Here is a 23697-nt window from a genome sequence, read left to right as displayed (position 1 = left end):
TATAACCAGTATTATGTTACTGGTGGATTATAAATTTTTATAAATAAGATATAGGGTGTGGAGAATGTGAAAGTAAAAGAATTGATGACAAAAAAGGTATTGGTATTAAAACCTAATAATACGTTTGAAGAGGCAGCAAAGCTTTTTATTGAAAATGGCATAGATGGAGCACCCGTTGTAGATAAAGATGGAAAGTTAATTAGCATTATAACAAAAACGGACTTAATGAAGGCTATTCTTAATAAATGGAAAATGAATGAAAGAATTGAGACGTTAGGACCTAAAAAAGTAACAACAATAAATGGTGAAATGAATTTAGAAGATGTATTAAAATATAAAGTTAGTCGTCTTCCGATTATTGATAAAAATAATAAAATTATAGGTATTATAACTCAGACTGATTTGATTAACAATTTAGTTGAAAAAATCACAAAAAAATATAGAGATCTGAAAAATACAAAGTTAAGTTTAATGGAGTTAGATTCTGTTATTGAATGCTCTTATGATGGAATCTATATAACGGATGGAGAAGGTAACACTATAAAAGTAAATAATGCATATGAAAGAATTACAGGGCTTAAAAAGGAAGCGGTTCTAGGCCGAAATATGAGAGAGTTAGAGTTGGAAGGTTTTATATCACAATCTGCTACTCTTTTGGTACTTAAAAATGGAGAAACGACTACAATTCAACAGGAATTCAATACGGGAGTTAAGGTATTAGTAAGCAGCAATCCTATTTTTGATAAAAGTGGAAAAATAATAATGGTGGTTACAAATGTAAGAGATGTGACACAGTTGTATGAGTTAAAAGAACAGCTTCAAAGAAATAAAGAAATTACACGTAAGTATGTTTCTGAGATTGAAGAAATGAGAACTCAACTATTAAATACTTCTGAAATTGTAGCTGAGGATCATAAAACTATTGAAATTATTCAGCTTGCTAATAGAATTGCAAAAGTGGACACTACGATTCTTATGCTTGGAGAAACTGGAGCTGGAAAAGATCAAATTGCAAAACATATACACAAAGTGAGCAAACGAAGCAAAAAGCAATTTATTAAAGTCAATTGTGGAGCGATACCTACAAGTTTAATAGAATCGGAATTTTTTGGATATGAAAAAGGGGCATTTACTGGAGCAAATAAAGAAGGTAAAATAGGCTTATTTGAACTGGCGTCTGGAGGTACTATTTTCTTAGATGAGGTTGGAGAGCTTCCAATGGATATGCAGGTTAAGCTTCTAAGAGTACTTCAAGAAATGGAAGTAGTGCGAATAGGTGGAACAAAGTCAATAAAAATTGATGTTAGGGTTCTAGCTGCAACTAATAGAGATTTAGAGGAAATGATAAAGAAAAAACAATTTAGGGAGGATTTATATTATAGGTTAAATGTAGTGCCATTATATATTCCACCCCTTAGGGAAAGAAAGCAGGACATCTTTCCATTGATAAATTTTTTTCTTACTCAACTTAATAAAAAATACAATTTTAATAAGGTATTTGCTTCAGATGCTTTAAATTGTTTGTATGAATATAATTGGCCTGGAAACGTTAGGGAGCTTAAAAATATAGTTGAGAGAGTAGTAATAATGAGTGAAGATGATAAGATAAAAAGGTTAGATCTTCCTAAAAATATAAATGGATCTAATGGCATGGTTGTAACTTTAAATACATTTGAAGAAGGCATAAACTTAAAAGAAACCTTAGATTCTATAGAAGGAAAACTAATAAAGAAAGCTTATGATAAATACGGAAATGTCAGAGCAGCAGCAAAATCATTAGGTATAGATCCATCAACATTTGTAAGGAAGAGGCAAAAATATATAAATAATATAGATACCCAATACAAAACTTAGAGTTATGCATATAACCAACCGAAAGAGAAGGTACTCTGTTTCTCGGTTGCTAGAGAAAATAACTGTGGATTTCTATCAGTAAAAGTTGCACCAGTCCTGCTTGTTCCTTAGGCAAGCTAATGACAAGCAGGACTGGAACAACTTTTGCTGAAGAAATACCTACAGCAATTTTCTCGATGCAACACTACGAAAAAGAGTACCTTCTCTTTCTGGTATGGAAAGTATTTCAAAGCATAAATCAAATTCATAGTCTGGATATCTATATAGGGTTCCTCAACGAGAACTTAAAGTATGCTCAACCCAATATAATAATTAACAAGAACATATTAGAACCCGTTGCAAAATTAAAACATGATGCAAAAATGCAACAATGAAAGATATTTTACAACTATGGTGTTGTGTAAACGGTTTGTGAGGTTTCTTCAAAAATTTATGAAAGAATTAGTTGCATTTTTGCAACTGAAAGTAATATTATGGAATTAATTACAAGTATTAGCGGGAGTGTTTTGGAAATTATTATGGGAAGTATTAACTTATAGGCAAATTATTTTGTTTTGGCACGCTTATTGCTTATATAATTATTAGAAACAAAAATAAGTAAAGGAAGCGATATTATGCCATTAAAAACAAAGGAACAATATATTGAAAGTCTTAGAAAATTAAACTTAAAAGTGTACATGTTTGGAAAACCAGTTGACAACGTTGTTGATCATCCAATTATAAGACCATCATTAAATTCAGTTGCTATGACTTATGAATTAGCACAAATGCCAGAATATGAAGACTTAATGACTGCTACTTCAAACTTAACAGGTGAAAAGGTAAATAGGTTTGTGCATTTACATCAAAGCACAGATGATCTTATTAAGAAAGTAAAAATGCAAAGATTACTTGGCCAAAAAACTGCATCTTGTTTCCAAAGATGTGTTGGTATGGATGCTTTTAATGCTATATTTAGTTCAACTTTTGAATTAGATAAAGCTTGTGGAACTAATTATCATGAAAACTTTAAAAAGTTCTTATTATATGTTCAGGAAAATGATTTAACAGTTGATGGTGCAATGACTGATCCTAAAGGAGATAGAGGATTATCGCCAAGTAATCAAGTTGACGGTGATTTATTCTTAAGAGTTGTTGAAAGAAGACCAGATGGTGTTGTTGTTAGAGGAGCTAAGTGTCACCAAACTGGAATGTTAAATTCTCACGAAGTAGTAGTAATGCCAACAATAGCATTAACTCCAAAGGACAAGGAGTGGGCAATATCTTTTGCAATACCAACAGATACAGAAGGAATAATTCATATATATGGAAGACAATCTTGTGATACAAGAAAGTTAGAACCAGGCGCTGATATTGATCTTGGAAATGCTGAATTTGGCGGACAAGAAACATTAACAATATTTGATAATGTATTTGTACCAAATGAAAGAATATTCTTAAATGGAGAAACTGATTTCGCTGGAATGATTGTTGAAAGATTTGCCGGATATCATAGACAAAGCTATGGTGGATGTAAAGTTGGTGTAGGAGATGTCCTAATTGGTGCCGCTGCAGTAGCCGCTGATTATAATGGAGCTCATAAAGCATCACATGTTAAAGATAAATTAATTGAAATGACTCATTTAAATGAAACTCTATACTCTTGCGGCATTGCATGTTCAGCAATGGGAACTAAAACAGAATCAGGAAATTATTATATTGATAATTTACTTGCAAATGTATGTAAACAAAATGTAACAAGATTTCCTTATGAAATATGCAGATTAGCAGAAGATATTGCAGGTGGAATAATGGTTACTATGCCTTCAGAAGCAGATTTTAAGGATGAAACAGTAGGTCCATATATAGAGAAGTATTTAAGAGGCGTTAATTCTGTTTCAACTGAAAATAGAATGCGAATATTAAGATTAATAGAAAATCTTTGTTTAGGAACTGCTGCTGTTGGGTACAGAACAGAGTCAATGCATGGGGCTGGTTCACCACAAGCTCAAAGAATTATGATAGCTAGACAAGGAAATTTAGCAGCTAAGAAGAAGATAGCTAAGAAAATTGCTAAGATTGAAGAATAATAGGAGCCGCAAATGTTGGATGAAATTAATAATGCCATAAATTCTAAAATAAGACCAATACTTGCAGAACATAATGGTGATATTGAGCTTGCAAAAGTGAATGACGGCGTAGTTTACGTAAAACTTTTAGGTGCTTGCAGCGGCTGTCCTTCCGCTAGATTCACAATGGAAGAATTAGTTTCAAGTGTTCTAAAAGAGATACCAGAAGTAAAAGATGTAAAAATGGCTGATCCAATTAGCAGCGAAATGCTAGATTTTGCTAGGCAATTACTTAGAAAATAAAGGTCAGGTGGAATTTTGGTGATAGGTATTAGATACTGTGGTGGATGTAATGCTAGCTATGACAGGAAAGATTTTGTTACAAAATTAATCAAAAATCTTGATAGCATTCACAATTTTGAGATTGCAAAGGAAAATAAAGAATATGATTATTTAATTTTAGTATGTGGATGTTTTAATTGCTGTGTAAGTCATGAAAAATATATATCAAATAATAAAATATTTATCAAAAGTATTAATGATTATACAAAATTATTAAGTAATCTAAAAGAATTTTAGTTAGGTTATCTTTAGGAGGTGTCTAAAATTAGCTGGGAGGATTTATACAAGAGCAAGGTAGTCACAGCCGATGAAGCTGTAAAAAAAATTAAGAGTGGAGACAGAGTAGTAACTGGACATGCATGTGGAGAACCAAAAGAAATAATAGATGCTATGGTTAGAAACAAAGATTTATATGAAAATGTTGAGATTGTTCATATGGTATCAATGGGAAAAAGTGAATATTGTAAACCTGAACTGGCTGCTAATTTCCGCCATAATTCTATATTTGCAGGTGGAACAACAAGACAGGCTATTCTTGAGGGAAGAGCAGATTTTACACCATGTTTTTTTTCAGAAGTACCTAAAATGTTTAAGGAAGGCACTTTACCAGTAGATGTGGCAATTGTTCAATTAAGCATTCCTGATCAACATGGCTATTGTAGTTTTGGAGTTTCAAATGATTATACAAAACCTGCAGCAGAAGCAGCAAAAATTGTTATTGCCGAATTAAATGACAAAATGCCAAGAACATCAGGAGATTCATTTATTCATATTTCTGAAATTGACTATATAGTTGAAACCTCGAATGAAATTATAGAGCTCATGCCACCTAAAATAGGAGAAGTAGAAAAATCTATTGGTGAAAATTGTGCAAAACTTATAGAAGATGGTTCTACACTTCAACTTGGCATTGGTGCAATACCTGATGCAGTATTACTATTCTTAAAGGATAAGAAAGATCTTGGAATTCATTCGGAAATGATATCCGATGGAGTTGTAGAATTAATTGAATCAGGTGTTATAACCAATAAAGCAAAGACTTTACATTGTGGGAAATCAGTAGTTACATTTCTAATGGGTACAAAGAGGCTTTATGATTATGTTAATGAAAATCCTAGTGTAGAAATGTATCCTGTAGACTATGTAAATAATCCATGTGTTATAGCAGAAAATTATAAAATGGTTTCTATAAATTCATGTATTCAAATAGATCTTATGGGACAAGTTGCATCCGAAACAATAGGCTTCAAGCAATTCAGTGGTGTAGGTGGCCAGGTTGACTTTGTAAGAGGAACAGCAATGGCTAAAGATGGCAAATCAATAATAGCAATGCCATCAACTGCAAGTAAAGGAAAAGTCTCAAGAATAGTTCCACTTTTAGATGAAGGATCAACAGTTACAACTTCAAGAAACGATGTTCATTATGTTGTAACTGAATATGGAATAGCTGAACTTAAAGGTAAGACATTAAAAGAAAGAGCAAGAGCACTTATAAATATTGCGCATCCAGACTTTAGAGAATCACTATCAAATGAATTTGAAATTAGATTCAAATGTAAATTTTAAATTAAGTTAAAGTATATTTTTAAATCAAATTAGAAAGGGGCAAAAATATGCCACAGAAAAGAATTGATGGAAAAGAACAACCATTTATTTCTGCAGGTCCTTTTAAAATCCGAATACCAGGAGTTCATTACAAATTTGAAGTTGCAGATTATGTTCAAGGCCTTATTATGTGTGCTGTATGTTTAAGTGCAATTCCTGTTCTTCAGGAATACTTGGGAATGCCATTCGATGTTGCCTTAGCTATTGTAGTTCTTAATGGAATTTTATATTGCGCGCATGTATTTTTAGGAGATCCAGTTGTCCCAGGATGGGTAACACCTGCTATACCACTTTTAATACTGTATCTTAATGGTTATCCAATGGGACCTCAAAGGGTACAGGCTTTAGTAGCTTTTGAATTATTATTAGGAATAACAGCTTTTTTAATAGGTGTTGCAGGTCTTGGTAAAAAGATAATTAGTTTAATACCTAATGCAATGCAAGCAGGCATTATTATGGGTGCTGGTCTTGCTGCAGTAAACGTAGTATTTAATGCAGGCGGAAGAATTGAAAGATTTCCTTATTCAATTACTATTTGCATTGGATTAGCCTTTTATCTCTTATTCTCAAATCACTTTAAAAGCATACGAAACAAAAATAAATTACTAGTTACAATATCTAATTTAGGGATTCTTCCAATAATGATTTTAGCAGTTATAGTTGGACCTATATTTAAAGAAACTGCATGGCCAGCTATTGAGTTTGGATTTTCAAAGCCTGCTTTTGGTGAGCTCTGGAGTAATTGGACAATATTCAGCACTGGTTTTCCTCCTTTAAGTATGTTTATAAATGCTTTTCCAATGGTCTTCTCTGCTTATATAATTTTATTTGGTGAAATGATACAAGCACAGGCATTGATAGAGGATGCTGGTAAAACACGTACAGATGAAATTGTAGATTATAATCCAAACAGATCCCATATGGTATTTGGGCTACGTAATATGATAATGTCAATAATAGGACCAGATATTAGTATGTGTGGGCCACTATGGGCTGCAATGCAAGTAGTTATTAGCGATAGGTATAAGCATGGTCGAAAATCAATGGATTCTCTTCATGGTGGTACGGGTTCTTTTAGATTTGGTACCCTAACAGGATATTTCTTGTTGCCAATAGTAACTCTTGTTACACCTATCTTAGATATTGCATTAGCTTCAACAATGCTAATACAAGGTTATGTTTCAGTTAAAATTGGAGTTCAGAAGGTACGCACTGCAAACGATTTAGGAATTGCAGGGGTCATGGCTGCAGTAGTAATCGCTAGGGGTGCAGCATGGGGACTTGCTGTAGGTATAATATTATGTTTATTAATTCAACTTGGAAATAAAAAAGATTATGATGTGAATATTTTTCAACAAAGTAATGCGGAGTAAATTTTTATTTTTTCATGTATTTAAACTTATTGGGAAATTAAGAAAATAATCAATTAGCTATTATGTTAAAATTATATTTAGATATAAAATGCCTTTTTAAAACAATAAAACATGCACCTGAATGTTATGAATAAATAGTAGTAAGTAACTATCAAGAGAAGTAGGATATCAAAATTTCTACTTCTTTTTTTGCTTTAAAATAGCGAGTACAGCTACAAAGACTCATGAGATTTTAAATATAATCAATAAAAATACTGTATAACATAAGAGTTAAATGCTAAAATATAGGTAATAAATATATGGAGGAAACAAATGAGTAATATAACAAATTATGAAAATGAAACGTTTGGAAAAATAAGAAAGGCTGAAATAAGAGATTTAGAGACTGTAGTAAAATTTAACTATAATTTAGCCAAAGAAACCGAAGATAAAGAATTAGATTTAGAGATTCTTAGCCAAGGTGTCAAATCAATACTAACTGATTCTTCAAAGGGACAGTATTACGTATATGAAGTAGATAATAAAGTAGTTGGGCAGATTATGTATACTTATGAATGGAGTGACTGGAGAAATGGTACATTTCTTTGGGTGCAAAGCGTATATGTAGATGCTGATTATAGAAAAAAAGGTATATATAAAAAGTTATACCATAATGTTAAAAATATCTGTGATAATGATGAAAATATAGCTGGTATAAGATTGTATGTAGAAAAGGAAAATGTAAATGCTAAAGCTACATATAAATCATTAGGTATGTGTGAATGTAATTATCATATGTATGAGTATGAAAAATAAGTAAAGACTAAAGTATTGAATAGTAAATTGTCTATTACATAATATAAGGAAGTATTCAATGCTTTAAGAAAACTTTGAATTTAAAACAAATAAATATTTTATATAAAGATAGGAGGATAATTATGATAAATAATATAAGTAAAATAACAATATATGTTGAAGATCAAGAGGCAGCAAAAGAATTTTGGGTTAACAAATTAAAATTCGTTATTAAATTTGAACAACAAATCGGACCAAATATGAAATGGATTGAAGTTGCTCCAAGTATGGATTCACAAACGACTTTTATAATATATGATAAAAATTTAATGAAAGTTCAAAATCCAAACATGAACGTTGAGCATCCTTCTATAATTTTAAGTACAGATGATATAGATAAAGTTTATTCAGAAATGAAAAATAATTCTGTAGAAGTAGGAGAATTAATGAATATGCCTTATGGTAGAATGTTCTCTTTTAAGGATTTAGATAAAAATGATTATATGCTTCGTGAGGATAAATAATCAAATTAATTATAAATTCCAAAATAGAAAGGAAGTGAACATTTAAAGAGCGGATGTATTATTGCAATCTCTCTTTGAATAACTATTATGGGAAACAAAAAAGTAGTAAGAGATGGACATATTCATTCTCCATATTGTCCTCATGGAACTAAGGACACATTTGAAATGTATGTTGAAAAAGCACTTAATGAGGGCTTAGAAGAAATAACATTTACTGAACATATGCCATTTCCGTGTTATTTCGTAGAGGATAAAGAATTTCAAGATGAATGTGCTCCAAGTAAAGATGTTATGGATGAATACTTTAAAGATGTTGAAAATACAAAATTAAAATACAAAAATAAAATTAAGATTAATTCAGGATTAGAAGTTGATTTCATAGACGGATATGAGGAAGAAACAAAGAAACTCCTAAATATTTATGGTCCAAAGCTTGAAGATGGATTACTTTCAGTACATTTTATAAAGATAGAAGATCAATATATAGCTATTGACTGGAAACAAGGATTTGAAGAAGCTTTGGAGATACTAGGAACACTTGAATGTGTCTATGATAAGTATTATGAAACATTACTCAAAGCGATTAAAGCTGATTTAGGAGACTATAAACCACGTCGAATTGGACATCCAAATTTAATTAGAATTTTTAATCAATTATATCCATTTGAGTATAAAAACACAAAACTTTTAGAGGAAATAGTTAAGGAGATTAAAAATAGAAATTATGAATTAGATGTTAATACAGCTGGTCTTAGAAAGCCATATTGTGGTGAAATCTATGTATCCGGAATATTCAAGGAATTAGTAAATAAATATGGTGTTAATCAAGTTTATGGATCTGACTCGCATACAGCAAGTGATATTGGGAGAGATTTTGATAATGAATAACTTTATCAAAACTGAAATGCATTAATATTTTTATATCTTAATAAAGGGGAGAATTATGGGAATAAAGGGTATGGAATTTATTAAGGAAATAACTTCGTATATTTTTGTTGAGGACAAACCTGAAAAAGCTGATATTATTTTTGTTCCGGGTGGTTCCTGGCCAGAGCCAGCAGAAAATGCAGCAAAAATTTGGCTTGATGGACATGCTCCTTATATCTTACCTTCGGGAAAGTATAGCATGAGTAAGGGATACTTCCCAGGAACCATGACTAAAAAAGATAAATACAGGGGAAACTTTAAAACAGAATGGGAATTTATGAAAGATGTTATTATGTCCTATGGAGTAAATGAAACTGCAATACTTAAAGAAGATGATGCGGTTTGGACAAGAGAAAATGCATTTAAATCTCGTGAAGTTACTGACAAACACAATTTAGTGATTAAAAAAGCTATAATTTGTTGCAAGTCCTTTCACGCAAAACGCTGCCTAATGTTTTACAGCCTTGCATATCCTGAAGCAGAATTCATTGTATGTCCTGTTGATATAGAAGATATCACTAAGGATAACTGGTTTAAAACAGAAAGTGGAATTGAACATGTTATGGGAGAATTATCTCGTTGTGGAGGCCAGCTTAAGAAAGCTATTCCAATATGGCTTGAAAATTGTTAAACTACTCTATAAAAGTCTTTAAATAATAGGGTTATATAAACCTTTCATTAGTATAATAAGTATGTTGACAATAACATGGAAAGTGTATTATTATATAGAATAAAATATCTAAATTGTAAAAAGGAGCAAGATAAAATGGCATATTATTTCAATGAACCATCCCATACTTTCGGAGAGTATTTACTAGTACCAGGTTATTCTTCAACAGACTGCATTCCTCAGAATGTAAGTTTGAAAACACCTCTTGTTAAATTTAAGAAAGGTGAAGAATCATCTTTAAGTCTGAATATTCCATTGGTTTCAGCTATTATGCAATCTGTCTCAGATGATAATATGGCAGTTGCTTTAGCAAAAGAAGGCGGAGTTTCATTTATCTACGGATCACAATCGATTGAAAATGAAGCGGCCATGGTTGCAAAAGTTAAAAATTATAAATCAGGCTTTGTTACTAGTGATTCTAATGTTAAGCCAGATTCTACGCTAGCTGAAATAGTAGATTTGAAGGAAAAGACAGGTCACTCTTCAGTGGCGGTTACTGAAGATGGGACACCTAATGGAAAACTTCTTGGTATCGTAACAAGCAGGGATTATAGAATTACTAGAATGGATATGAGTACTAAAGTATCAGAGTTTATGACACCTTTTAATGAATTGATATATGCTGATGCTAATATTACTTTAAAAGAAGCTAATAATATTATTTGGGATAATAAATTAAATATGCTACCATTAGTTGATAAAGATCAAAAGCTAAAATACATGGTATTCCGTAAAGATTATTCGGCCAACAAAGAAAATTCAAGCGAACTTATTGACTCTCAAAAAAGATATGTAGTAGGTGCCGGAATTAATACTAGAGATTATGCGGAGAGAGTACCTGCATTAATAAATGCAGGAGCAGATGTTTTATGCATTGATTCATCAGAAGGTTTTTCGGAATGGCAAAAGATTACAATCCAATATATACATAAAAATTTTGGTGAACATATTAAAGTAGGAGCTGGAAATGTAGTTGATAGAGATGGTTTCTTATTTTTAGCAGAAGCAGGAGCTGATTTTGTTAAAGTGGGAATCGGTGGAGGCTCTATTTGTATAACTCGTGAGCAAAAAGGAATAGGCCGAGGACAAGCAACATCACTAATTGATGTAGTTAAAGCTAGAGATGAATATTTTGAAAAAACAGGAGTTTATATACCAGTATGTTCAGATGGTGGTATAGTTCATGATTATCATATTACTTTAGCTCTGGCAATGGGAGCAGATTTTGTAATGCTTGGCAGATATTTTTCTAGATTTGATGAAAGTCCAACTAATAAGGTTAATATAAATGGAAGCTATATGAAAGAATATTGGGGTGAAGGTTCTAATAGGGCAAGAAATTGGCAAAGATATGACCTTGGTGGCGATAAGAAGTTATCTTTTGAAGAAGGTGTTGATTCATATGTTCCATACGCAGGAAGCTTAAAAGATAATGTTACAATATCGTTAAATAAAGTTAAATCAACAATGTGTAACTGCGGAGCACTTACTATCCCTGAATTGCAAAAGAATGCAAAAATGACTTTAGTATCTTCAACAAGTATTGTCGAAGGAAGTTCTCATGATGTTATGTTAAAAGATAATACTTATAGTACTCAACAATAGAGATATAAGATAAATAATTAAATCAATAAAAGTTATCTTACGAGATTATTATCTCTAAGATAACTTTTTATTTATAAGGAAAAATTACTAGTTAATGTTACTATCCGCGGTTTATGGTGATATATGTCTTTTTTGTATTGATAAATGGTGTTATAATAATATTAATACATAAAGGAATTATTATGGGTATTAAACAGTATTTATATAATTTAGCTGATAAAAAATATATTTAACTTTTATCAAACTTATTCCTTGCAATCAGGAGGAAAAATGAAGAAAAAATCGGAAGTAACATTAAAGCAAATAATTCAAGTTATACATAGAGCAATTAATTCAGTAGATAATAGGTTATTAAATCATGGGGAAAGAGTTGCATACATAATGTTAAATTTACTAAGAGCACAGGGGCGTCATAGTGAAAAAGAAATCCTTGAACTTTGTGCAATATCTATTTTTCACGATATTGGTGCCTACAAAGTGGCTGAGAGGGACAAGCTAGTGACAATTGATACCGTAGCTCCATTTGATCATGCAATTTATGGATCTTTATTTATAAAATATTTCTCTCCACTTTCAAAGTTATATAAGGTAGTATTAACGCACCATTTTTCATCTATGTATTATACGGAAAATAAGATAGATATAATATCTGAAGAAGGGTTATTATTGAATTTTGCAGATAATATAGATAGAATATATTCGTTTAAGAAGGCTTCAACAATTGATTATATGATGAATAATAAAAAAGAATATTTAATAGAGTATATTGAACTATTAATTGATGCCGATGCGAAGAATAACCTTATTGATAAGTTAATAGATGGATCATATGTGGAAGAATTATATGATTTTTTGAGAACTAAAACAGTTACAAGAGAAGAAATAATTTCATATAGCAAAATGTTGGCATACTCAATTGATTTCAGAAGCGAGGCAACAGTCAAACATACAATATTAGTTGAAGCTGTAAGTTATCAAATAGCAAAATTGTACGGTTTAGATGAGGATACTTTAGAAGAAATAAAGGTTGCAGCAGCACTACATGATATAGGAAAGATAGCTATACCAATAGAAATATTAGAGAAGCCAGGAAAGTTAACAGATGAAGAATTCGAAGTTATGAAAAGTCATGCAATAATTGGATATAATATTTTAAGTGATTTAAAAGTAGATGACATAAGAGATATTGGTACTCTTCACCATGAAAAACTTGATGGTTCTGGATATCCATTTGGGCTTAAGAACAGTGATATAACGCCGGAAATGAGAATTGTAGCAATTGGAGATATAGTAAGTGCTTTATTAGGCGTTAGAAGTTATAAAGAAGAGTTTAATAAAGAAAAAGTAATAAAAATTTTAAAAAACATGACTCAGTATAATAAAATTGATAAGAATATCGCAAACCTATTTATAGAAAATTACGATTTTATTATTAAAGAAGCAACAAAAGAGTCAAGTGATTTAATGGCTAAATATTTAAATATAACAGATGAATATAATAATTTATTAAAGGGTTTTTCTTAGAAAAAGGTCACATAATATTCGCAAAAGAATATGTATGTGGCCTTTTTTAATAATCTATTAAAGTAATCTAATAATCTATTAAAGTAATCTAATAGATTATTAATATTTTCTTTAGAAATTCTTTCGTTTTAAATATAGTTTATCTTAATTTTTAAATTATATATTATTAATTGTAGTTATGAGAAGTTGGCGTAATTTAAGAAAGGTTGAGGTGAAATATGAAAGAAATAAAAATTAGGGTGAGATAAGATGTTAAAATATTTTATTTATATTGCTTTGAAAATTAAATCCTTATTAGTACTATTATGCACTCAATATCTTACATTTTAAAAATACCAATACTATTAAAAGGAAAAACTCAAATTTTAATGAATTTATAACATAGTTCTCATAATAATATAGAATAAAATTTATGTGATATTATAATAGAATGTTAATTATAGTAAGTGAGGGTGTTTAATAATTATGAATCAGTATAATGTTTTAATTGTAGAAGATGAAAAAGAGATAGGTGATGGCATAGAAATATACTTAAAAAATCAGGGTTACAATGTTTTTAGAGCAAGTAATGGAGTAGAAGGATTAGAGGTTATTGAAAATCAAAATCTACATTTGGCAATAGTAGACATAATGATGCCGAAAATGGATGGCGTAACAATGGTCATGAAATTAAGAGAGAATTATGAATTTCCAGTAATTATGTTAACGGCAAAATCTGAAGAGATGGATAAGATACTTGGACTTAATATAGGTGCAGATGATTATGTGACTAAGCCATTTAATCCAATGGAATTATTAGCTAGGGTTAATTCTCAACTTAGGAGATATTCAAAATACTTAAGAGTAGTAAATGATTCAACAGAAAAGGATAATAATTTTGTAATTGGCGGATTAGAACTAAATATTAATACAAAAGAAGTGACTTTAGATGGGGATTTAGTAAAGCTCACACCAATAGAATTTAAGATTTTACATTTACTTATGAAAAAACCAGGAAGAGTTTTCTCAGCTGAAGAAATTTATGAAATAGTTTGGAATGAGAAGGCGATTAACACAGATACAGTAATGGTTCATATTAGAAATATAAGAGAAAAAATAGAAATAGATACAAAAAATCCGAAATATTTAAAGGTGGTATGGGGAGTTGGATACAAAATTGAAAAGCAGTAAAAATTTATATATTACTAATTTAGTAGCATTTACAATACTTATAATAATGTCAATGGGCATTTTTAACTTTTATCCAAAGATAAAGGAATTGTCGAAGGGAGAACCTTCACAACCTTATGAAGATTATGAATTGATGAGAACTATGTATCAAAGTAATTATGTTTTATATAAAGACCTTTTGAGCCAAACAAGTCAAGAAGAATTAAGCGCTGAGAAAATTTATATAAAATCATATGAGAAAAATTCAAATAATAATGGAGAGTCAAATAATGATTTGGATGTACCTAGAAACTTTGATAATATTTTAGACTCATGGAAAGATAATCTAAATAATGACTATAAAAATTTGAATTATTTAGTTCATAGTAACGATATGTCTATGAAGAAGACTAATACGGAAAATGATTTAAGTTTATTAGAAGATGAAACTAAAAGTCAATCTTTAACCGATAAATATGCGTTTTACATGGTAGTAAAGTATGATGAAAATGGAGTAGCCGCTGTAAATAAGGTTTATGGTTCTGATGATTATGTAATAAGAAATAGGTTTTTAGATCTTACAATGAAAAAAGTTTGGAATGATAATTATATCATTATAAATAATATAAAATTTAATCCTATTAAAAATGTGACTTTTGTCTATGGAATTCCTAAGGATTTAAAATATTCCGATACAATAAGTTCACTTGTAGATAATTCACAAAATAGAATATATAACAGAGCTGTAGCTACTGTTGTTTTATCAATATTCGGTTTTATGTTAATATTAGCGTTATTAGTACCTTATAGAATTGGAAGAAATGTATTTGGAATTAAGTATTTAGAAAAGTTATCATTCGAGATTAACTGTTTGATTTTAGGTTTTGGAGGAATTGGTTCTGGATTTGTCCTTGCATCTACTATTATTGAAACTTTAAAGAATACACTCATTAGACCTGGAATGGATAAATCATTAGAAAATTTTGCCATAATTACGATGAATGTAATTATATGGACTATAACTATTTATGCTATTTTTGCAGGGGCTATGCTCTTAAAGTTTATAATTAATACTGGAATACTTAAATATCTTAAGGAAAGATTGTTAATTATAAAAATAGTGAATTTCTTGAAAAAGTGTTTTAATAACTTAATTAATTATATAGGACATATAGATTTAAATGACAAATCTAATAAGTTTATTATAAAAGTTATTGGCATAAATTTGTTAATTACATCAATATGCTGCATATTCTGGTTTTTTGGAATAGTTCTTTTACTGATTTATAGCATTGGGTTATTTTATTTAATAAGAAAACACTATGAAGATATAAAGAATAAATTTATAATACTATCCAATGAGACCGAAAAAATTTCCAATGGCAATATAGATGTAAAAATTAATAGTGATTTAGGTTTGTTTAATCCTTTAAAAGATAAAATAGAAAAAATACAAAGTGGATTAAAAAAAGCAGTTAATGAAGAAATTAAAAGCCAAAAAATGAAAACAGAACTTATTTCGAATGTTTCACATGATTTAAAAACACCGCTAACATCAATAATAACTTATGTTGATTTACTAAAAAAAAGCAATATAGCTGATGAAGAATGCAAATCATATATAGATACTATAGATAAAAAATCTCAGAGATTAAAGTTCTTGATTGAAGATTTATTTGAGGTGAGCAGAGCTACGAGTGGAGATATAAGTCTAAATCTTGTGAATGTAGATATTGTAGAATTAATGAGACAGACACAAATTGAACTAGATGACAAAATAACGAAATCCAAACTATATATAAAGAACAATTATCCTAAAGATAAAACTATTTTGGAATTAGATAGCCAAAAGACATATAGAATTTTTGAAAATCTTTTAATTAATGTAGTTAAATATGCAATGGAAGGTTCAAGAGTATATGTAGATATAATAGATGAAGAAGACAAAGTTAAAATAACAATAAAAAATATGTCTGCAGAAGAAATTGAATTTGATCCTTTTGATATAGTGGAGAGATTTCAAAGAGGAGATAAATCAAGAAATACTGAAGGCTCAGGGCTTGGACTTGCAATTGCAAAAAGTTTTGTTGAGGTTCAAGGAGGAACTTTTAATATTGATATCGATGGGGATTTATTTAAAGTAATAATTATTTTTAAAAAATAGTCAAAGAAGAACTTCTATTATTGAATTTTTCATCCTTTAGTGATAAAATTTAACTCCGGAAAATATTAATATGATTTATAAAAACTATTATTAACGGAGGGGATTTAATGTTTACTAAAGAGGATCTTTTAGTAATTGAAGATGCTTTAAAAATTGCAGATGCAGAATATATAAGGCTGATTGATGAAAATAAAAATAACAAAAATAGAATGGTTGCTTTTAATAGAAAGCAAAAAAAATTATGGCTGGTTCAAAATAAACTGAGAAAACTTATAGAAGAAAATTAAGAAGAATAGTAGATTCATTATTTATACTTTAAAAAGATGAATCTACTATTTTTTTGTGCTTAAATTAATGTATAATTAGAACTAGTGGAAAAAAATGAATGCATATTATATCAATTTATTTGCAAAACAATATAACATATTATAATATTTTAATTATGATTGGTTTTTATGAAATTCAAAAGAGGAGTTAAAAATATGAATAAATTATTTCAAGTAAAAGATTTAGAATTTTATGAGGAGGATTTCGTTGATGATATTAAAGATTATGAAGATATAATAGACATCATAAGTGAGTTAAGTCCAGATTTAGATTATGAAATGATAGAAGTAGCTGGATCGAATGGTTGCTGCGATGAAACTAAGAAAAATTACTTAGTTGAAATTATAGGATATATTGATGAGAATGATGAATTTGTTACAAAAGAAGAAAGAGATGCAATGGGTATAATTGCACATAATAAGAAATTTGATTTGTTTGTTATAACTGTTCACAAATGTACTGCTTGCAGTAAATGGGTAATTTCAATTTTAGAATAATTAAGAGATAATTAGCTGTACATACAGCTTTTTATTTTATACAGAAGATTTAGTCAAAATAACACCTAAACCTTTAACTGAGTAGGGGGATTAATCGATGAATTACGATATTAAAAAATTAAAGTTTAGATTAAAAGTGTTGCTCATATTTATAATGCTATTTGTAGAATTTTTTGCGAATATTAATGTATTAAATCCTGTTGTAAATGCTTCAACTACAAATAATAATACAGACAATTTCTATATTTCAGAAAATAATTATGAGAGTGATATGAAAAGTATTGTTGAACCGTATATAAATGCAAGAATGGAGTCAGGATATATTAATGGAGATGAAGACGTGAAATTATACTATGAAAAGTATGAAGCTGAAAATGCAAAAGCAAGTATAGTAATTTCACATGGATATACTGAGAGTTTAGAAAAATACCATGAAATTATTTATTATTTTCTTAAAAATGGATATAATGTCTTTGGAATTGAACATAGAGGACATGGAAGATCAGGGACACTTGGAATAGCAGACAAAACTCAAATAGATGTAAAGAATTTCGATCAGTATGTTACTGATTTCAAAAGTTTCATGGATGAAATTGTTATACCAAACAAAGATAATAAAAAAATATTCTTATTTGCCCATTCTATGGGAGGAGCAATTGGAACAAAATTTTTAGAAGATTATCCTAATTATTTTGATGCTGCTATATTAAATGCGCCAATGTTAGAAGTTAATACAGGAAATATTCCTAAATTTTTAGCAGAGATAATTGTTGATTTTGAAGTTGCAATTGGAAATGGTGGAGCATATGTATTAGGTAAAAAGCCCTACACACCTGTATACAATAAAGATGAAATTGGTACAACCTCTCTTAATCGATATGAGTACTTCCATAATATCGTTGTTGATAATGAAAAGCTACAAAGAGGTGGCGCAAGTTATAATTGGACAAAGCAAGCATTTATAACAACTGAGGAAATTGTAAAAGAGAAAAATGCTTCAAAAGTTGAAATTCCCGTATTATTATTTCAAGCTGGACATGACACCTATGTAAAACCAGAAGGAGAAAATAAATTTGCAAAAGCCGCAAAGGATTGTAAAATAATAAAAGTAGATAACTCAAGGCACGAAATATATTTCGAAAAAGATGAAATCCAAAGGCCTTACTTAAAAGAAGTCTTTGAATTTTATGATAAGAATTAGATTTATGTAATAAACTCACCGAAATAAGTAGCATACTTTTATTCCTTATGAAACATTCCACAAAAGTATGCTACTCATTTCTACTTGGGTTATATTTCAAAGTATATGTTAAGGTTACATGTTGCTTATCTATAGGAGAGTGTGATAAAGTCTTTTTTATACATCAAGATATGGAAAATCAAATGTCTAATCTACTAATTCATAAGGGCTTATCTAATGTGAAATTATGGTTAATCACACCCCCTTATAGATATCCAAACTACGAATTTGATTTATACCTTGAAATGCTTTCCATACCAGAAAGAGAAGGTACTCTTTTTCGTAGTGTTGCATTGAGAAACCTGCTAATGAAAGTCAATACTTTTTATAGCAGGTTTTTTAATTATTTTTTATATTTTATTGCATACTAATTAGACCAGCTATTTTTCTGGTCCAAGCTTCCGATTATTAAATTAGATTCTATTTATATACTTCTTTTATTCTAGCATAATATATTCTTAAAAATTTATTTAATCCAGCAATTTTTGCTACTTTTGAAGCTTTTCCTTCCGCCTCTTTTTTTAGTATAAATAAATATACTGAATTACTCTCAGGTTTATTAATTTTTAAATATTTCATTATTTCAAATCCAGTTTTTCTTAATGTAGCAGAACCTCTCTTAGATATTCTCCTTCGCGTTCCGTTAAATTGCCCTGATTGATATGGTGGCGCATCAATGCCTGCATATGCTATTAAAGCTTTTCCGCTATGAAATCTTCTGATATCGCCTATTTCTGCTATTAGTCTTGGTGCAATAATGTCACCTACTCCACCCATTTCACGAACAACAGCATACTCCTTTAGAGACTTTGCTAATTCTTGCATTTGTGATAAAATCAATGCAAGAGTTTTATCTACTTCACGAAGAACTCTAACAGCTTCCAATACTAACATTTTGGTCGATGGGGCATTGGAAGATAGAGTAGGGATTCCTTGTTGAGCCAAGTCATATATCTTTATGGCTTTCGCTTCGCTTTGTTGGTATCCCTTCTTTTTTGCCCAATTTTTATAACTATTAATAAACTGTTCCTTACTTTTTACTGCAATGTTATCATAGTGCCAGTATTCTTCAACGAAATCATTTAATTTATCTTTTTCGGGTTTATCAGATCGATTTTGTAGCATTTTTTTAATTCCTGGCATTGTATGGTCAAGCATTGAAGTTAATGATAATTTACTTTCTACCCTGAGTTTTATGTAGTGACTGTATTGTCTTCCAAGAAGACGTAGTTCATTATAAACATCTTCACTTGATTCATAGTTAACTAAATGAAACCAGTTATCTATTCCATAGCTAGCAATCTTTATAGCATCTAACTTATCTGTTTTTCCTTTTCTAAGAACTATACTTGCATATTTTTTCATTACTAGTGGATTAATAATAGTTACAAAAATACCATGCTCTTTAAGAAAACTAAGTACTGGCAAATGATAAGTTCCTGTCGCTTCCATTACGACTCTTACTTCTTCATTAAAACATTTTATCAATGATGTTAATTCCAATAGATGATTTTCTGTATGAGTAACCTCATATGGAGATTTAACAATCTCGCCGCATGGTTTCAATATACATACTGTACTTTTTTCTTTTGATACATCAATTCCTACACTTATCATAAGTGACCTCCAGATATATTTTTTTCGTAATTGTACCCATCTACACTTATTAGAATTCATTTTGGTTAGTTACACGAAAGCCTCTAAGGTTTCAACCTGCTTAATCGAATTTTTATAATAAAGGATGGCTGACAGTTTCTCAAACGGATGTTATTAATCCAAAATAGCTGTCGTCAGACCAATTACTCCCTTAATTATAAATAAAATAAGTGCAAATACTAACCTTATTTCTTGGGTAGTATTTACACTATATACAGTACCAAAATAACTGTAGGTATTTCTTCAGTAAAAGTTGTTCCAGTCCTGCTTGTCATTAGCTTGCCTAAGGAGCAAGCAGGACTGGTGCAACTTTTGCTGGTAGAAATCCACAGTTAATTTTTTCTAGCAACCGAGAAACAGAGTACCTTCTCTTTCGGTTGGTTATATGCATAAGTCTAAGTTATAGTTGGGTTATCTATACATCGAGTAGTTCTAGAATTTGATCTTTTGTAACTGGCTTGCTGATTAAATAGCCTTGAAAATAGTCACATTTGTATTTTTTTATATATTCTAGCTGCTCTTTTTGTTCAATCCCTTCAGCTATAACTTTAAATTCAAGCTGTTTCATGAGAGTTATTATTAACCCAACAATGCAATTTTTCTCATTAGTACTTAAGATGTCATCTATAAAAGATTTATCAATTTTTATTGAATCCATAGGAAGATTTTTTAAATATGTCAGTGAAGAATACCCACAACCAAAATCATCAAGAGCTATTTTTACACCTCGCTCTCTAATATCTGAAAATAGAGTTGACATATCGTGAAAAGATTCCATAAATACAGATTCTGTAATCTCTAACATTAAATTTTCAGGAAGTATACCTGTTTCATTAATGATACTAAATAATACATCTTTGAAATTTTTTTGTATAAGTTGCACTGCAGATACATTTACTGAGATATAGAAATCTCTATGTCCTTTATTTAAAAGCTCTTTGGCAAAATGACAAGCATTTTTTATGACCCAAGTTCCTATTTCAATAATCTGTCCTGATTCCTCAGCAGCAGCTATAAATTTATCTGGAGAAATTAAGCCTTCTTTAGGATTAAACCATCTTATTAAAGCCTCCATACCAACTATTTTTCCACTAATAACATCTGTTATTGGTTGATAATATAAAATAAATTCATTATTTTTGATTGCATTTTGTAAATTATTATGCAGATTTATTTTCTTTAAGGTATCTTCTCCCATGGCTGCATTAAAAAATGTATATTTATTTTTTCCTGATTCTTTTGATTTGTACATTGCAGTATCAGCATTCTTAAGCAATTCACTAAGATCATTACCGTTTTCAGGATAAGATGTTATACCTATACTTGCACTTATATAAAAGTAATTATCATCTATTTTATATGGTTGTGAGATTTTATAAAGGATTTTATCTGCTATATCTTCAATATTTTTTTTATCATTTAGACCTTTATAAATTATAATAAATTCATCACCGCCAAGTCTGAAAGCTGTAAACTCATTTTTTGTCATAGAATTTAGACGTTGAGTTACCAATACTAACAATTTATCTCCAGCTGAATGACCAAAAGAATCATTTATTATTTTAAAATTATCAAGATCCACAAAAAACATTGTAAAATTTATTGCTGAATTTATTATTTTTGGTACTGTATCGTATAAGGATACTCTGTTGGGAAGTTTAGTAATTGAATCATAAAATGCAAGGTCGTTTATTTCTAATTGATTTTCTTTCAATTTGCTTATATCTTTATAAGCCCCAAATATTTTTATTATTTTTCCATTTTCATCGTGCTGTGGATTAGAATTTGAAGTAATCCATTTATATTGTCCATTTTTACATCGAACTCTGTATTCGATGTTATTTTCTTCAACGCTTCTATTGGGATATTGTTCTCTTGCTTTCTCTACAATATTTCTATCCATTGGATGAATTATGTTATACCAATCAAAATAGGTACTTAATTCATTACCAGTATAACCAAGTATTTCAAACAGCTTATCAGAGAATTTCCTTGTATTATCTTTTACATCTTCCTCCCAAATTATATCATTGGTAGATTCAGCTACTAATCTGTATTTTTCTTCACTTAAAAGCAGGTCATTTTGTCTTCTATTCAATTCCCCATAATTCATTTGTAATGATTCTTCAGATGCAAGCAGCTCTTCATATAGGGCATTAATTTCCTCATTGTTTTCAATGAGCTTTTTTTCAACTTCAATTCTTTTCCTAATATTAATTATTAGATATATGATTAATATTATAAGAATTATAAATATTAATAAAACAATATAAATTTGGACTTTATATGTTTCATAAAATGAAAATGGCTTATTGATAACAATACTATTTTGTGGGAGTATTGCTGATGTTAAATTATACTTTTTGAGTACATTGTAGTCATAGATAGAGCGGAGTGATTTTTTATCACCGTAAGAATTTGTGTTTATATCTTCAGCGTCAAGAGCTCTAAGTGCAAGATCCCCAATATCCTTTCCATGAACTTTAGCACTAAGTGTACTACCACCAATACATCCTTCACCTACTAATGCTTCTGATGTGGTAAAAACAGGTACGGAGCTGTTACTAGAAATTATATGTGAAATCTTTTTTAAAGGAAGAGAAAAACCATTATATTCAGAACTATAAGCATCTAAAAGAATAATACTGTCATTATTTAGAGATGAAGTTATATTGCATATTTCTACAAAGCTATAGTTACCTAAATCATATAAAGTAAGATTTTTATTTAGTGAGTATACAAATTTTTCAATTAAATTATAATAGGCAATTCCAGTCTCAGTATTATCATGAATTACATAGATATTTTTTGTTTCAGGTTTAATTTTTAATGCATCTTCAATAGTCCCTTCAGGATCGATACATTCATAAACACCTGTTACATTGGAAATATCTTTCAATATTGTATCGGCAGAGTCCTTATTAACGCCACCAAATACTAATGGTGCATCTGAGAATAAATCCTTTCTGTACTTTATTGCAAAGTTCAAAGCAGCGTCGTCTGTTGTAATTATTAAATCTATTTTTTTGTTTGAATATTTGTTTTTACAATATTCATAGAAATTATTTAAACTTTCTTTTGAATTATATCTTTTCCAATCCATATATTCTACGTATTTTATAATATTATCCTTAGAGTCTAAAGTGTCAACAATTCCTTGATTTTGTCCGTCTGTCCAATCATATCCACTAGAATAGGAATTTAAGATTAGAATATTTTTATTAAGTTCATTGGATTTTACAGAAATGCTCTCAAAGTTTATTAATATGCATGTTAAGAAAAGTACTATAGCTAATCTTCTTTTGATTTTTAAGGTATTTTTCATATGGTAGTCCTCCTATTCTTATTTTTTAATAATCAAAGTTAACTAAATAAGTTTAGAACATATTTAAATACAATTATACCTTATATTACCTCT

The 23697-nt window shown here is 29.5% G+C and carries 19 protein-coding genes; 17 read left to right on the top strand and 2 right to left on the bottom strand.

Annotated elements, in window-relative coordinates; all coding sequences use genetic code 11:
- Positions 1-66 precede the first annotated feature (66 nt).
- The 17 genes from D2A34_RS12475 to D2A34_RS12390 all read left to right on the top strand — a co-directional run bounded on the left by D2A34_RS12475 (position 67) and on the right by D2A34_RS12390 (position 18584).
- Positions 67-1854 (top strand): sigma 54-interacting transcriptional regulator, encoded by a 1788-nt coding sequence (locus D2A34_RS12475; protein WP_119366831.1) that lies wholly within the window; start codon positions 67-69, stop codon positions 1852-1854.
- A gap of 614 nt (positions 1855-2468) precedes the next feature.
- Positions 2469-3923, top strand: coding sequence for a 4-hydroxyphenylacetate 3-hydroxylase family protein (locus D2A34_RS12465; RefSeq protein ID WP_119366829.1), 1455 nt, complete (start codon positions 2469-2471; stop codon positions 3921-3923).
- Between the two features lie 12 nt (positions 3924-3935).
- On the top strand, positions 3936-4205 hold the full coding sequence (locus D2A34_RS12460; RefSeq protein WP_079441890.1) for a NifU family protein: 270 nt from the start codon (positions 3936-3938) through the stop codon (positions 4203-4205).
- A gap of 18 nt (positions 4206-4223) precedes the next feature.
- On the top strand, positions 4224-4481 hold the full coding sequence (locus D2A34_RS12455) for a hypothetical protein (RefSeq protein WP_243128330.1): 258 nt from the start codon (positions 4224-4226) through the stop codon (positions 4479-4481).
- 27 nt (positions 4482-4508) lie between these two features.
- Entirely contained in the window at positions 4509-5810 is a 1302-nt protein-coding gene (locus D2A34_RS12450; RefSeq protein ID WP_182629402.1) for an acetyl-CoA hydrolase/transferase family protein, read from the top strand.
- A 47-nt stretch (positions 5811-5857) separates the two neighbouring features.
- A complete protein-coding gene (locus D2A34_RS12445; RefSeq protein WP_119366826.1) occupies positions 5858-7222 on the top strand; it encodes a permease family protein in 1365 nt (454 codons plus the stop codon).
- Between the two features lie 312 nt (positions 7223-7534).
- Entirely contained in the window at positions 7535-8017 is a 483-nt protein-coding gene (locus D2A34_RS12440) for a GNAT family N-acetyltransferase (protein ID WP_119366825.1), read from the top strand.
- A gap of 122 nt (positions 8018-8139) precedes the next feature.
- Positions 8140-8520 carry a VOC family protein gene (locus tag D2A34_RS12435; RefSeq protein ID WP_119366824.1) on the top strand — a complete coding sequence of 127 codons (381 nt, stop codon included), beginning with the start codon at positions 8140-8142 and terminating at the stop codon, positions 8518-8520.
- A gap of 87 nt (positions 8521-8607) precedes the next feature.
- On the top strand, positions 8608-9408 hold the full coding sequence (gene hisJ, locus D2A34_RS12430) for a histidinol-phosphatase HisJ (protein WP_119366823.1): 801 nt from the start codon (positions 8608-8610) through the stop codon (positions 9406-9408).
- 55 nt (positions 9409-9463) lie between these two features.
- Positions 9464-10078, top strand: a complete 615-nt coding sequence (locus tag D2A34_RS12425) for a YdcF family protein (RefSeq protein ID WP_119366822.1) — start codon at positions 9464-9466, stop codon at positions 10076-10078.
- A 135-nt stretch (positions 10079-10213) separates the two neighbouring features.
- Positions 10214-11722: an IMP dehydrogenase gene (locus D2A34_RS12420; RefSeq protein ID WP_119366821.1), complete on the top strand. Its 1509-nt coding sequence runs from the start codon at positions 10214-10216 to the stop codon at positions 11720-11722.
- Between the two features lie 270 nt (positions 11723-11992).
- Positions 11993-13246 carry an HD-GYP domain-containing protein gene (locus D2A34_RS12415; protein ID WP_119366820.1) on the top strand — a complete coding sequence of 418 codons (1254 nt, stop codon included), beginning with the start codon at positions 11993-11995 and terminating at the stop codon, positions 13244-13246.
- Positions 13247-13711: 465 nt separating this feature from the next.
- Positions 13712-14416 carry a response regulator transcription factor gene (locus D2A34_RS12410; RefSeq protein WP_119366819.1) on the top strand — a complete coding sequence of 235 codons (705 nt, stop codon included), beginning with the start codon at positions 13712-13714 and terminating at the stop codon, positions 14414-14416.
- Positions 14403-16559, top strand: coding sequence for a sensor histidine kinase (locus D2A34_RS12405; RefSeq protein WP_119367269.1), 2157 nt, complete (start codon positions 14403-14405; stop codon positions 16557-16559). Before D2A34_RS12410 ends, D2A34_RS12405 begins: the two co-directional genes overlap by 14 nt.
- A gap of 107 nt (positions 16560-16666) precedes the next feature.
- Positions 16667-16846, top strand: coding sequence for a hypothetical protein (locus D2A34_RS12400; protein ID WP_079441973.1), 180 nt, complete (start codon positions 16667-16669; stop codon positions 16844-16846).
- 195 nt (positions 16847-17041) lie between these two features.
- Positions 17042-17383 (top strand): hypothetical protein, encoded by a 342-nt coding sequence (locus D2A34_RS12395; protein ID WP_079441972.1) that lies wholly within the window; start codon positions 17042-17044, stop codon positions 17381-17383.
- Between the two features lie 97 nt (positions 17384-17480).
- Positions 17481-18584 carry an alpha/beta fold hydrolase gene (locus D2A34_RS12390; RefSeq protein WP_119366818.1) on the top strand — a complete coding sequence of 368 codons (1104 nt, stop codon included), beginning with the start codon at positions 17481-17483 and terminating at the stop codon, positions 18582-18584.
- A gap of 459 nt (positions 18585-19043) precedes the next feature.
- Here D2A34_RS12390 and D2A34_RS12385 read toward each other — a convergent pair whose 3' ends face one another.
- Positions 19044-20240, bottom strand: a complete 1197-nt coding sequence (locus D2A34_RS12385; RefSeq protein WP_119365626.1) for an IS110 family RNA-guided transposase — start codon at positions 20238-20240, stop codon at positions 19044-19046.
- 454 nt (positions 20241-20694) lie between these two features.
- Positions 20695-23604, bottom strand: a complete 2910-nt coding sequence (locus D2A34_RS12380) for an ABC transporter substrate binding protein (RefSeq protein WP_119366817.1) — start codon at positions 23602-23604, stop codon at positions 20695-20697.
- Positions 23605-23697 lie beyond the last annotated feature (93 nt).

Source organism: Clostridium chromiireducens (assembly GCF_003575225.1).
Taxonomy (GTDB): Bacteria; Bacillota; Clostridia; order Clostridiales; family Clostridiaceae; genus Clostridium; species Clostridium chromiireducens.
The sequence above is the reverse complement of the archived record's forward strand: the minus strand, read 5'-3'. Positions and strand labels throughout refer to the sequence as shown.